Genomic DNA, 13,795 nt, shown 5'->3' on the forward strand with positions numbered 1-13,795 from the left:
GGGCTTATTCCACGGTCACGGATTTCGCCAGATTACGCGGCTGGTCAACGTCGGTGCCCATGAAGACGGCGGTGTGATAGGCGAGCAGCTGGATCGGCAGCGAGAAGATCATCGGCGCGATGATTTCATCGACGACAGGCAGGGTGATCGTCGCCATCGTCGGCAGTTTCGAAGCCGCAGCACCCGCCTCATCGGTGATGAAGATGATGCGGCCGCCGCGGGCTGCGACCTCCTGCATGTTCGAAACGGTCTTTTCGAAGAAACGGTCGTAAGGGGCGATGACGATCACAGGCATGTTCTCGTCGATCAGCGCGATCGGGCCGTGCTTCAATTCGCCAGCCGCATAACCCTCGGCGTGGATATAGGAGATTTCCTTGAGCTTCAGCGCACCTTCCATGGCGAGCGGGAAACTGGTGCCGCGGCCGAGATAGAGCACGTCCTTGCACTTGGCGAGTTCGCGGGACAGGCTTTCCATCTGCGGCTGAATGAGGTTCAGCACCCGGCTCATGATGCGCGGCATTTCGGCGAGATGGCGCACCAGCGCCCTCTCCTCCTCCGCACTCACGGTACCGCGCGCCTTGCCGGCGCCGATCGCGAGCGATGCGAGAACGGCAAGCTGGCAGGTGAAAGCCTTGGTCGAGGCGACACCGATTTCGGGGCCTGCCATGATCGGGAAGACGGCGTCGGATTCGCGGGCGATCGTCGATTCGCGGACGTTGACGACGGCGCCGATCTTCAAGTCGTTCTCCCGGCAATAGCGCAGCGATGCCAGCGTATCGGCGGTCTCGCCCGACTGCGAGATGAAGAGTGCGGCCTGAGACGGCGAGAGCGGCATTTCGCGATAGCGGAACTCGGAGGCGACGTCGATCTCGACAGGCAGGCGGGCATAACGCTCGAACCAGTACTTGCCGACGAGGCCGGCGAGATAGGCCGTGCCACAGGCCGAGATCGCAAGGCCGGTCGCCGCCTTGAAGTCGATCGCGGCGGCGTTGGCGCCGATCGTGTTCTCGGCGAAATCCACGTAATGGCTGAGCGCGTGGGAGATGACCTCCGGCTGCTCGTAGATTTCCTTTTCCATGAAATGGCGGTGATTGCCCTTGTCGACGACATAGGCGGTCGCCTGCGAGATCTGGCGGGCGCGCTTGACCGGCTTGCCGGTGAAATCGAGAACCGAGACGCTGTCGCGGGTGATGACGGCACAGTCGCCGTCGACGAGATAGGTGATTTCGTTGGTAAAGGGCGAGAGCGCGATCGCATCCGATCCCAGGAACATCTCGCCGCGGCCGTAGCCGACGGCGAGCGGCGGGCCGGAACGAGCGGCCATGATCGTGCCGGGATCGGCCTTCAACATGACGGCCAGCGCATAGGCGCCGGTCACCCGGTTCAGCATCTTCAGCATGGCGGCGCGCGGCTCCAGACCCTCGCGCAGATATTTCGCCATCAGCTGGGCGACGACTTCGGTATCGGTCTGGGTTTGAAAGACCGCACCCTGCTCGGTCAGTTCGTCGCGCAGCTCGGAGAAATTCTCGATGATGCCGTTATGGACGACGGCGACGCCTTCGACGAAATGCGGATGGGCATTGGTCTCGTTTGGAACGCCGTGGGTCGCCCAGCGCGTATGAGCGATGCCGACTACACCTGGCAGCGGTTCGGCGTCGAGGCGCTTCTCCAGATTGAAGAGCTTGCCCTCGGCGCGACGGCGGTCCATCACGCCCTCATGGATGGTGGCGACACCGGCGGAATCATAACCGCGATATTCGAGACGCTTCAGCGCATCGACCAGGCGCCCGGCAACAGGCTGAGTTCCGACGATCCCCACAATGCCGCACATACAATATCCCCATGAGCCTCTGATAATGAGGCCACTCCTAACGATTTCCGCTTATTTCTCAATGGCCTCGGCGGTCACTTTCAATTTCCGCCGGTTACGCAAGGCCGCTCAAGCCTTGGCCTTCTTGGCGGCCTTGATGGCAAGCGCGCGCTCGCGCAGCAGCGTCGCGCGGCCGGGCTTGATCTCCTGCCGGGCACGGCCGAGCGCCAGGGCATCGGCCGGCACATCGACGGTTATGACGCTGCCGGAGGCGATGTAAGCGCCGTCGCCGATCGTCACCGGCGCGACCAGCGAGGAGTTGGAGCCGATGAAGGCGTTTTCGCCGATCACCGTTTCGCTCTTGTTGACGCCGTCATAATTGCAGGTGATCGTGCCTGCGCCGATATTGCTGCCGGCGCCGATGACGGCATCGCCGATATAGGTGAGATGATTGACCTTGGCGCCCTTACCGACCCGGCCGTTCTTGACCTCGCAGAAATTGCCGACCTTCGAACCGTTGGCGAGATCCGCGCCCGGCCGCAGCCGCGCGAAGGGGCCGACGGTCGCGCCCTCGCTGACATGGGCGCCTTCGATATGCGAGAAGGCATGAATGACGGCGCCGCTGTCGATCACAGCGCCGGGGCCGAAGACGACATTCGGTTCGATCAGCGCATCCTGGCCGATGACGGTGTCGTAGGAGAGAAAGACCGTTTCCGGCGCGATCATCGTGACGCCCGCCAGCATCATCTCGTGGCGGCGGCGTTCCTGCCAGAAGCGCTCGATGACGGCGAGTTCGGCGCGGGTGTTGCAGCCGGTCATTTCGATCTCGGGGGCATCGACGGCGGTGACGCGGCCGCCGAGCGAACGGGCGATCTCGACGAGATCGGTCAGATAGAATTCGCCCTTGGCATTGGCGTTGCCGATGCGCGAGAGAAGATCGAGCGCCTTGCGGCCATTGATCGCCATCAGCCCGCTGTTGCACCAGGTCACGGTGCGTTCGGCGTCGGTCGCATCCTTCTCCTCGCGAATGGCGATGAGTTCGCCGTCCTTGACGAGCAGGCGGCCGTAGCCGGTCGGGCGATCGGTGTGGAAGCCGATGACGACGACATCGCTGCCATCGGCAAGGCCCTGGCGGGCGGCTTTCAGCGGTCCGTCGGTCTGGAGCGGCACGTCGCCATAGGTGACGAGGATATCGTCATAACCTTTGGCGATCGCTTCGCGCGCCGCCAGCACCGCATGACCGGTACCGAGGCGTTCCTTCTGCAGATAGGATTGTATGCCGACGCCGCCGACGCTTCCTGCCTTCGCCACCTCCTCGGCATCACGGCCGACGACGAGCGCGACGGACGAAATGCCGGCGGAGGCGACCGCATCGACCACATGGGCAATCATCGGCCGTCCGGCGACCGGATGCAGCACCTTGGATTTCGACGATTTCATCCGCGTGCTGTCACCGGCGGCAAGGATGACGGCAAGACAAGTACGTTCCATGATCTGCTCCGCGAATCCGCGCCGTGAGGCGGCTTTGTTGCCTCATACTGCATAATTCCTGAAATCGGAATCGATTTTCGGAAAGCACGCGACGGAGATCGAAACAGAAAAGACGCGCGGCCTTGTCGGGGCAAGCACGCTTTCACAAAGGTGAAATAGCGGGCGAAATCGGCTCCAGGACGGCGGGGGAACCGCGGGTCGCGAAGGCTTCGTGCACGTGATCGCGGCCGTCCAGAATGACGAGCTCCATCGCGCTGCGGGCGGCAGCCGCGTCACCGGACGCGATTGCATCGACGATGCGCATATGGGTATCGGCGATATAGGCAAAGCCCTTTTCGGCAGGCGGCGTGCTCATGCGGAACATACCGACGAGAGCCGCTTCGATGAGACTGCCCAGCGTCCGCATGAAGGGATTGTGCGAGGCTTCGGCGAGCGCCAGATGAAAATGCAGGTCGGCGAGCGCCAGGCTGTCGGCGGTATGGCCGCTTGCTGCCATCTCGAGCGCCAGCCCGCGCAGCATCTCGATATCCTCTGCATTCGCCCGTTCAGCAACAAGGCCGGCGGCGAAGGGTTCGACGGCGAGACGGATATCGTAAAGCTGCAGCAGGAACTCTTCCGTCACGCCGTTGTCGAAGTGCCAGGCGATGATTTCGCTGTCGAACATGTTCCACAGGTTCTTCTCGGTGACACGCGTGCCGACCCGCGCCTTGGCGACGACCATGCCCTTGGCGGCTAGCGTCTTCATCGTCTCACGCAACACGGTCCGGGACACCTTGAAACGTTGCGCCAGCTCGGTATCCCCGGGCAGGATCGAGCCTACCGGATAGATGCCGGCAACGATCGCCTTGCCGAGCTCATCGACCACCTGGGCGTGGCTCGTCCGCGTTCTGCGCCCCGTCTTGCGTGTCTCGTCCAATTTGTTGCGCAAGCGATCCGTCTCCCCCTCAGGCATACCTCTTGTTCAGACTGGAAAGGAACAGGATTGCCTTCTGCATCAGGATGAATGCAAACAGCAGGAGGCCGATCAGGATCTTGGTCCACCAGCTCGACAGCGTACCGTCGAAGGTGATGTAGGTCTGAATGAGCCCCTGGATCAGGATGCCGATCAAGGTTCCTGCTACGAATCCCGCCCCCCCGGTCAACAGCGTCCCTCCGATGACGACTGCCGCGATGGCATCGAGTTCGACGCCCACTGCTGCAAGGGAATATCCGGCAGAGGTGTACAGCGAAAAAACGATTCCGGATAGGCCTGCAAGAAAACCCGACAGCGCATAGATCTGGATCGTCGTGCGGCCGACCGGTACGCCCATCAGCCGGGCCGTCTGCGGGCCGCCACCGAGCGCATAAACATTGGTGCCGAAACGGGTGCGCTGGGCGATGAAGATGCCGGCGGCAAAGACCAGGAGCATGATGCCGCCGATCAGCGTCAGCCGTCCGCCGCCGGGCAGGCGCCAATAGAGGCCCGTCAGCGTCGAATAATATTCGTGGTCGATCGGGATGCTGTCGATCGAGAGCACGAAAGCCATGCCGCGCGCCAGGAACATGCCGGCGAGCGTGACGATGAAGGCCGGCATCTCGAGATAGTGGATGATCGCTCCCATGATGGCGCCGAAGGCCGTGGTGATCACGAGGACGAGCGCGAAGGCAAGCAGCGGATGGATCGAAGTGTTCTGCAGGATCACCGCCAGGAAAACGCCGGTGAAGGCGATGACCGAACCGATCGACAGATCGATGCCACCGGAGATGATGACGAAGGTCATGCCGACGGCGGCGATCCCGAGGAAAGCGTTGTCGGTCAAAAGATTGCCGATGACCCGCGTCGACAGCATGTTCGGATATTGCAGCGTGCAGCCGGCATAGGCGAGCACGAAGATGACGATGGTCGCAAGCAGCGGCAGGTATTTGGAATTCATTTCGGCTGCTCCCTTCCGCCCTGCCGGCGGCTGGCGAAGATGGCGAGCGATTGCATCGCCGGCGACTGGATGACGAGGATGACGATGATGATGACGGCCTTGATGATCAGGTTGAATTCCGGCGGGAAGCCTGAGGACAGGATACCGGTGTTCACCGCCTGGATGATCATGGCGCCGATCAGCGATCCGAGGATGCTGAAGCGGCCGCCGAGCAGCGAATTGCCGCCGACCACCACCGCAAGAATGGCGTCGAGTTCCAGCCACAGGCCGGCATTGTTGGCATCGGCGCCCTTGATATCGGCTGCGACGATGATGCCCGATATCGCGGCGCAGAGCCCGCTCAGCATGTAGACCGCCATCAGCAGCACCGGGGTCTGGATGCCCGAAAGCGTGCTGGCGCGACGGTTGATGCCGACGGCTTCGATCAGCATGCCGAGCGCCGTGCGGCGGACCAGCAGGATGACCAGCAGGCCGACGAGCAGCCAGATGACGACAGGCATCGGCAGGAGGGCCATGGAGCCGCTGCCGAAGAAGATCAGGCCATCATCGTTGAAGGTCAGGATCGCGCCTTCGGTGATGAGCTGGGCGATGCCGCGCCCGGCGACCATCAGCACCAGCGTGGCGATGATCGGCTGGATGTTGAGGACCGCCACCAGGAAACCATTCCAGACGCCACAGGCAAGCCCGATCGCCAACGTCAGGAAAATTGTGTAAGCAACTGAATTACCTGCAACAATCGACGATGCGGCGACAGCGCCGCAGATGGCGACGACCGCGCCCACCGAAAGGTCGATGCCCTTGGTGGCGATCACCAACGTCATGCCGATCGCCAGTAACGCCACCGGCGCGCCGCGGTTCAGCACGTCGATCAAGCTGCCATAGAGGCGTCCGTTCTGAACCACGATATTAAAAAACTGCGGCGACGTTATGAAATTCAATAGAAGAATGACAACGAGCGCGATCAATTGCGGCGCCAGGCGATAGGCCAGCGCCTTCAGTGAGGACCTCATGCCTCCTCCATCTTATGTTCGGCGGCGGCGATGGCCTCGACGATGCCGGCGGCGGTGATACGCTCGCCTGTAAGTTCAGCGATATGCTGCCTGTCACGAAGTACGATGACACGTGAACTATAGGCGACAAGCTCTTCAAGTTCCGAGGAAATTACGATCAGCGACATGCCATCGGCGCAGAGCTGTTCGATAAGCCGGATGATCTCGGCATGAGCACCGACATCGATGCCGCGGGTCGGCTCGTCGAGGATCAGAAACTTGGGATTGGTCGCCAGCCAGCGGGCCAGGATCGCCTTCTGCTGGTTCCCACCGGAGAGCAGCCGGATCGGTTTCTCGCGGTCGGTGGTGCGGATGTCGAGCGCCTTGATGTAGCGATCGGCGAGCGCATTCTGCTCGGCGCGCGACAACGGCCGCGTCCAGCCGCGGCGGGCCTGCAGCGCGAGCGCGATGTTTTCCCTGATCGAAAGGTCGCCGACGATGCCGTCGGTCTTGCGGTCCTCGGGGCAGAAGCCGAAACCTTTTTCGATCGCGGCGCGCGGACTCGAAAGCGTCACCGGCTGGCCGTCGATCGTGGCGCTGCCGCTGTCGGCGTGTTCAACGCCAAAGAGAAGCTCGGCGGTTTCGGTGCGGCCGGAGCCGAGCAGCCCGGCAACACCGACCACCTCCCCGGCGCGCACCTCAAGGTCGAAAGGCTTGACCTTGCCGCGTTTGCCGTAACCTGAGAAACGGTATCGGACCTCGCCCGCCGCGACACTACGCTCCTTCGCCGCCTCTTCGGCATGCGCCAGCTCGCGGCCGAGCATCATGGCAATCAGGCTTTGGCGCGGCAGATCGGCGGCGTCGCGGGTGCCGACGAGCTTGCCGTTGCGCAGCACTGTGATGCGGTCGCTGATCGCATAGACCTGCTCGAGAAAATGAGTGATGAAAACGATGCCCAGCCCGCGTTTCTTCAGGTCTTCGATGATGCGGAAGAGCAGCGCCACTTCCTGATTGTCGAGGCTTGCCGTGGGCTCATCCAGGATCAGCACCTTGCCGGAGAGATCGACGGCACGGGCGATGGCGACAACCTGCTGGACGGCGACGGAGAAACGGCTGAGCTCTGAAGTGACGTCGATGTCGATGCCGTAACCGGCAAGCAGTTCGCGCGCCTTGCGGTTCATGGCGCACACGTCGGTCATGCCGAAGCGTCTCGGCTGGCGTCCGAGAAAGAGATTTTCGGCGACACTCAGATTGGAGAGGAGGTTGACCTCCTGGTAGACGGTGCCGATGCCGAGCTTCTGGGCGGCGAGCGTATTGGCCGGATTGATTTCCTGGCCATCCAGCGTCAGGCTGCCCTGGTCACGATGATAGGCGCCGGTGATGCACTTGATCAGCGTCGACTTGCCGGCACCGTTCTCGCCAAGCAGCGCGTGCACCTCGCCCTTGCGCAGCGTGAAATCGACCTTGTCCAACGCCACCGCGCCGGGAAAGAATTTCGATATTCCGGAAGCCGCGAGAACGTTCTCGAAATCGTGAATCATAAGGGTCTGTTTTCCTGATATCGACGTCAAAAGCCGCGCCGCGGCCGGACATGAAGTCCCAGGGCGGCAAAGGCGGTTCCGCACCGGTCCATGACGAGCCGGTGCGGTTCTGCAGCGTCCCCGCGTCTTCAGACGCATCAAGGACGCTGCAGCGCTTTGAATTGCTGCATAATTTTCCGCTAAATCAATTCCGATTCAAGCAATTATGCAGTGTCAAATCAGATCAGTAGCCCTGACCCTTCTTCTCTTCGTAGACCTTCATCGGCTCGTCGGCAGGCGTGTAGAGCTTGGACTCGGTCTGGATCCACTTCGGCGGAGCCTTCTTGTCCTTCAGATAGGCGTCGAGTGCATCGAAAGCCGGACCTGCCATATTCGGCGTCAGCTCGACCGTAGCATTGGCTTCGCCTTCGGACATGGCCTTGAAGATATCGGGCACGGCGTCGATGGAGACGACGAGGATATCCTTGCCGGGCTTCAGGCCGGCTTCCTTGATCGCCTGGATGGCGCCGACGGCCATGTCGTCGTTATGGGCGTAGAGAGCGCAGATGTCCTTGCCGCCATTCTCGGCCTTCAGGAAGCTTTCCATGACTTCCTTGCCCTTGGTACGGGTGAAGTCGCCGGTCTGGCTGCGAACGATCTTGAGGTTGTCATGGCCGGCAAGAGCTTCTTCAAAGCCCTTCTTGCGGGCGATGGCCGGAGAAGAACCGGTCGTGCCCTGCAGCTCGACGACGTTGCACTTCTTGTCGCCTACGGTCTTGACCAGGAAATCGCCGGCGACCTTGCCCTCATGCACGAGATCCGACGTAACCGCCGTCAGGTAGAGATCGTCCGGAGCCTTGATGGTACGATCGAGAAGGATGACCGGGATCTTGGCTTCCTTGGCTTCCTTCAGAACGTCGTCCCAGCCGGTTTCGACGACCGGAGCAATGAGAATGGCATCGACGCCCTGGGCGATAAAGGAACGCAGAGCCTTAATCTGGTTTTCCTGCTTCTGCTGCGCATCGGCAAACTTCAGATCGATGCCGCGCTTCTTGGCCTGCTCCTTGGTCACGGTCGTTTCAGCCGCACGCCAGCCCGATTCCGAACCAATCTGCGAGAAACCGACAGTGAGGCCGGCGGCCGAAGCCGAACCGAACATGCAGGCAGCCAGAATCGTGGCACTCAAAAGTGCAGTCTTCAATTTCATGATTTCCTCCCAATGCCGCATCTCGCGGCGCAGGGTCAAAAAATCATATAGTATTACTTTTGTAAATCAGAATCTTTGCATGCGGCGCAGCAAAAAAAGGGCGCCCGCAAGGGGCGCCCTTCGCAATTGCAAAATAGTTGACGGCTTATTGCGCCGGCAGCTTGTCGTCGACGCCTTCGACATAGAAGTTCATGCCGAGCAGCGTGCCGTCATCGGCCTTTTCGCCCGCCTTCAGCCAGGGCGTACCGTCCTGCTTGTTGATCGGGCCGGTGAAGGGATGCAGTTCGCCAGACTTGATCTTGGCTTCGGTTTCCTCTGCCATCTTCTTCACGTCGTCAGGCATGTTGGTGTAGGGCGCCATCTTCAGAATGCCGTCCTTGAGGCCGTCCCAGCTCTGCTCCGACTTCCAGGTGCCGTCCAGAAGGGCGTGGACACGCTTGGAGTAGTACGTGCCCCACGTGTCGACGATCGCCGTCAGCTGAGCCTTCGGGCCTGCCGCAATCATGTCGGACGCCTGGCCGAAAGCATGGATGCCGCGTTCTTCGGCAACCTGCATCGGCGCAGTCGTATCGGTGTGCTGCGTCAAGACGTCGACACCCTGGTCGACCATCGCCTTGGCGGCATCGGCTTCCTTGCCGGGATCGAACCAGGTGTTGACCCAGATGACCTTCAGCTTGAAGCTCGGATCGATCGACTTGGCGCCCTGCTCGAAGGAGTTGATGCCCATGACCACTTCGGGAATCGGGAAGGAGGCGATGTAGGCCGCGCCGTGATTCTTCGAGGTCTTCGCGGCGATCTGGCCGAGGATATAGCGGCCTTCGTAGAAGCGCGAATTATAGGTCGCGAGATTGGGGCCGGCCTTATAGCCGGTGCCGTGCTCGAACTTCACATCCGGGAACTTGGCGGCAACCTTCACGGTCGCATCCATGAAGCCGAAGGACGTCGTGAAGATCAGCTTGCAGCCGGAACGGGCAAGGCGCTCGATGGCGCGCTCGGCATCCGGGCCTTCCGGCACGTTTTCGAGGTAAGGCGTTTCGATCTTGTCGCCGAATTCGGCCTGGACCTGCTGGCGGCCGAGGTCATGGGCCTGCGAATAACCGCCGTCGGTATGCGAACCGACATAGACGAAGCAGATCTTTGTCTTGTCCGCCGCCTGAGCGGCAGAGGAGATGCCGATCACGGCGGCAGCCGAGGCGGCAAGGGTGAATGCGAACTTCTTCATGGTGACCCCTGTTGGTTTGAAGTTATTCCGGAAACCCGTCTTTGATCTTGTTGCTTTATCGCTCCGGCACGAAGGCTTTTCCAAGCGACGCGGGCGTGTTGATCAACGTCGTGCGCCGATTATGGGAAATGATGATGAGAACCACAATAGTCGCGGCATAGGGCAGCATCGAGAGGAACTGCGAGGGAATGCCGAGACCGAAGGCCTGCGCGTGAAGCTGCAGGATGGTGACCGCACCGAAGAGATAGCCTCCGGCAAAGACTCGCCACGGCCGCCAGGAGGCGAAAACGACAAGCGCCAGCGTGATCCAGCCGCGACCGGCCGACATGTTCTCCGCCCATTGCGGCGTGTAGACGAGCGAAAGCTGCGCACCGGCGAGACCGGCGCAGGCGCCGCCGAACATCACTGCCAGATAGCGCGTGCGGATGACGTGAATGCCGAGCGCATGGGCCGAGCCGTGATTGTCACCGATTGCCCTGAGTTTCAGTCCGGTCCGGCTACGGAACAGGAACCAGCTGACGCCGACCACGAGCGCTATCGAAAGATAGAAGATCAGATCCTGTTTGAAGAGCACGGGACCGACGAGCGGGATATCCGACAGAACGGGAATGACGATCTCTTCCAGCCGAATTCCGGGCACGCTGACATAGGCCTCGCCGAGCATGCCGGATGCGCCGAGGCCGAGAAGGGTGAGCGCCAGCCCGGTCGCCACCTGGTTCGTCACGAGCGTCAATGTCAGGACGGCGAACAGAAGCGAGAAAAGCGCGCCTGAGGCAATGCCGCAGACGATGCCGACATAGGGCGAACCCGACATCTGCGCACCGGCAAAAGCAGCGACCGCGCCCATGATCATCATGCCTTCGACGCCCAGGTTCAGAACGCCGGAGCGCTCCGTTACGAGTTCGCCGAGCGCTGCGATAACAAGCGGTGTGGAGGCTGTGATGACGGTCAGAAGAATGGCTTCGAAGATGCTCATGCCCCGCCTCTCACCCGCGACCAGACAATGCGGATTTTGTAATAGATCAGCGTATCGCAGGAGAGCACGAAGAAGAGCAGCAAGCCCTGGAAAACGCGGGTGACCTTGTCGGAGACGCCGATCGAAAGCTGCGCGGCCTCGCCGCCGAGATAGGTGAGCGCCAACACCAGGCCGGAAGCGATGATGCCGAGCGGATTGAGGCGGCCGAGGAAGGCGACGATGATGGCGGTGAAGCCGTAACCCGGCGAGATCGCCGGCTGCAGGTGGCCGATCGAACCGGAAACCTCGGCTATCCCGGCAAGGCCGGCGAGCGCGCCGGAGAAGAGAAAGCTGAACCAGATCATTTTCCTCGAGGAAAAGCCGGCGAAGCGCCCTGCCCGCTCGGACTGGCCGAGCACCACGATCTCGAAGCCCTTCAGCGTAAAACGCAGCATGAACCAGACGCCGATCGCGGCGATGATGGCGAAAATGAAACCCCAATGGGCGCGGCCCGATTCCTCCCAGATCGCCGGCAGCACCGCTTCCGGTGCGAAATCACGCGAGACAGGGAAATTGAAACCCTTCGGATCACGCCAGGCACCGCGGATCAGCCAGTCGAGATAGAGCTGGGCGATATAGACCAGCATCAGCGATGTCAGGATCTCGTTGGTGTTGAAATGGGCCTTCAAAAGCGCCGGAATGGCAGCAAAAAGCGCGCCGCCGAGTGCGCCGAGCACCAGCATCAGCGGCAGCACGAGCGGAGAATGCCAGTCGTAAAAGACGATCGGGATATAGGAGCCGGTGATGGCGCCAATGGTGAACTGCCCCTCGGCGCCGATGTTCCAGTTATTCGAGCGATAGCAGACGGCCAGGCCGACGGCGATCAGGATCAGCGGCGCCGCCTTGATCGCCAGTTCATGCAGCGACCAGACCTCGAGCAGCGGCTCGACGAAGAATGCATCGAGCGCCTCGACGGGGTCTTTGCCGAGCATGGCGAACATGATGGCGCCGAAGGCCAAGGTCAGGACGAGCGCCAGCAGCGGCGAGACGAAACCGAAAAGCTTCGAGACGTCAGCGCGTTTTTCGAGCTCAATGCGCATGGGCTGCCTCCGCGGCAGAACTGCTCTCGTGCAGGCCGCCCATCAGCAAGCCGATCTTTTCGCGCGTCAGCTCGCCCGCCGGGAACGGCCTGGAAAGGCGGCCTTCGGAGATGACGGCGATATCGGTCGCCACTTCGAAGATCTCGTCGAGATCCTGGCTGATGACGACGACGGCGGAACCGCTTCTTGCGAGATCGACCAGCGCCTGGCGGATACGGCTTGCCGCCCCGGCATCCACGCCCCAGGTCGGCTGGTTGACGACGAGCACAGCCGGCTGGCGGTCGAGCTCACGGCCGACGATGAATTTCTGCAGGTTGCCGCCGGACAAGGAGCCGGCGGCCGGATCATCGCCGCTCTTGCGGACATCCATTGCCTCGGAAATGCGCCTGGCTGCGGATTTTACCGCACCGGAGCGGATCATGCCGAGCAGGCCGAGAAAGGCCTTGCGATCGGACTGGCTGCGGGCAAGAACGAGATTGTCGGACAGTTTCATGGCGGAGACGGCGGCATGGCCGTGACGCTCCTCCGGCACGAAGCCGGCGCCGAGAAGGCGGCGGGCGGTAATGCCCTGATTGCCGACAGGTTTCTTGCGGATGACGATCGCCTCAGCCGAAGCGACCGGATATTCACCGGAGAGAGCATCGAAGAGCTCGCTCTGGCCGTTGCCCGCCACACCGGCAATGGCCAAAATCTCACCGGAGCGCACCGTCATAGACACATCACGGAGCTGCATGGCAAAGGGAGTGCGCGACGCGACGGAAAGGTTGGCGACAGCCAGTTGCTCCTCGCCTTTGTCGCTACGCTCCGGATGCGTGACGGCAGCCACCTCGCTGCCGACCATCATGCGGGCGAGCGAGGCCGGTGTTTCCTGCTTCGGATCGCAGGCGCCGGTCACGCGGCCATGGCGCAGCACGGTGGCGCGGTCGCAGATACGCTGCACCTCTTCCAGCCGGTGACTGATGTAAAGAACCGAACGCCCCTCGGCCCGCAGCTTGAAGAGAGTTTCGAACAGCTTGTCGGCTTCCTGCGGCGTCAGCACCGAGGTCGGCTCGTCGAGAATGATTAGCTTCGGGTTCTGCAGCAGCGCGCGGACGATCTCGATGCGCTGGCGCTCGCCGACCGAGAGATCGGCGACATGGGCATGCGGATCGAGCGGCAGGCCGTAGGCGACAGACAGCGCCCTCGCCTCTTCGGCGATCCTGTCGATCGGGATGGCATCATCGAGCGACAGCGCGATGTTTTCGGCAACCGTCAGCGCCTCGAACAGGGAGAAATGCTGGAAGACCATGCCGATGCCGAGCTTGCGGGCCTCACCCGGCGAGGTAATCGAAACCGGCGCGCCCTGCCAGAGGATTCCCCCGTGCGTCGGCTCAAGAACGCCGAACAGCATCTTCACCAGCGTGGATTTGCCTGCGCCGTTTTCGCCGAGAAGCGCATGAATTTCGCCCGGCGCGATATTGAGATCGATTTCATTGCAGGCGGCAAAGCCGCCGAAGAACTTGGTCAGCTTCTGGACCGATAACAACGCACCGGAATCCGGCACATTCAATGGCGACACGTTCCCCTCATTTCTTCTGCCGACCGGTCC

General features: G+C 61.8%; 11 protein-coding genes. All 11 read right to left on the reverse strand.

Translation table 11 applies throughout. The features are described from left to right. Nucleotides 1-4 precede the first annotated feature (4 nt). Nucleotides 5-1,831: a glutamine--fructose-6-phosphate transaminase (isomerizing) gene (gene glmS / locus ATY78_RS25440; RefSeq protein ID WP_088685066.1), complete on the reverse strand. Its 1,827-nt coding sequence runs from the start codon at nt 1,829-1,831 to the stop codon at nt 5-7. 108 nt (nt 1,832-1,939) lie between these two features. Next, nucleotides 1,940-3,301, reverse strand: coding sequence for a bifunctional UDP-N-acetylglucosamine diphosphorylase/glucosamine-1-phosphate N-acetyltransferase GlmU (gene glmU / locus ATY78_RS25445; RefSeq protein ID WP_088685067.1), 1,362 nt, complete (start codon nt 3,299-3,301; stop codon nt 1,940-1,942). Between the two features lie 142 nt (nt 3,302-3,443). Then, entirely contained in the window at nt 3,444-4,229 is a 786-nt protein-coding gene (locus ATY78_RS25450; protein ID WP_088685148.1) for a FadR/GntR family transcriptional regulator, read from the reverse strand. 16 nt (nt 4,230-4,245) lie between these two features. Continuing rightward, complete coding sequence (yjfF, locus tag ATY78_RS25455) at nt 4,246-5,214, reverse strand: galactofuranose ABC transporter, permease protein YjfF (RefSeq protein ID WP_088685068.1); 969 nt, start codon at nt 5,212-5,214, stop codon at nt 4,246-4,248. Beyond that, nucleotides 5,211-6,224, reverse strand: coding sequence for an ABC transporter permease (locus tag ATY78_RS25460; protein WP_088685069.1), 1,014 nt, complete (start codon nt 6,222-6,224; stop codon nt 5,211-5,213). The genes yjfF and ATY78_RS25460 overlap by 4 nt, the downstream gene beginning before the upstream one ends. Further along, entirely contained in the window at nt 6,221-7,744 is a 1,524-nt protein-coding gene (gene ytfR / locus ATY78_RS25465; protein WP_088685070.1) for a galactofuranose ABC transporter, ATP-binding protein YtfR, read from the reverse strand. Before ytfR ends, ATY78_RS25460 begins: the two co-directional genes overlap by 4 nt. Before the next feature lie 223 nt (nt 7,745-7,967). After that, a complete protein-coding gene (gene ytfQ, locus ATY78_RS25470) occupies nt 7,968-8,930 on the reverse strand; it encodes a galactofuranose ABC transporter, galactofuranose-binding protein YtfQ (RefSeq protein ID WP_088685071.1) in 963 nt (320 codons plus the stop codon). A gap of 145 nt (nt 8,931-9,075) precedes the next feature. After that, nucleotides 9,076-10,152, reverse strand: a complete 1,077-nt coding sequence (locus tag ATY78_RS25475) for a BMP family ABC transporter substrate-binding protein (protein WP_088685072.1) — start codon at nt 10,150-10,152, stop codon at nt 9,076-9,078. A gap of 55 nt (nt 10,153-10,207) precedes the next feature. Further along, the gene (locus tag ATY78_RS25480) at nt 10,208-11,128 is read right to left on the reverse strand and encodes an ABC transporter permease (RefSeq protein WP_088685073.1); all 921 of its coding nucleotides are present in this window, start codon (nt 11,126-11,128) and stop codon (nt 10,208-10,210) included. Further along, on the reverse strand, nt 11,125-12,207 hold the full coding sequence (locus ATY78_RS25485) for an ABC transporter permease (RefSeq protein WP_088685074.1): 1,083 nt from the start codon (nt 12,205-12,207) through the stop codon (nt 11,125-11,127). The genes ATY78_RS25480 and ATY78_RS25485 overlap by 4 nt, the downstream gene beginning before the upstream one ends. Beyond that, nucleotides 12,197-13,765: an ABC transporter ATP-binding protein gene (locus ATY78_RS25490; protein WP_088685075.1), complete on the reverse strand. Its 1,569-nt coding sequence runs from the start codon at nt 13,763-13,765 to the stop codon at nt 12,197-12,199. The genes ATY78_RS25485 and ATY78_RS25490 overlap by 11 nt, the downstream gene beginning before the upstream one ends. Between the last annotated feature and the right edge of the window lie 30 nt (nt 13,766-13,795).

Source organism: Rhizobium sp. R635, assembly GCF_002211285.1.
In the GTDB taxonomy this organism is placed as follows: Bacteria; Pseudomonadota; Alphaproteobacteria; order Rhizobiales; family Rhizobiaceae; genus Rhizobium.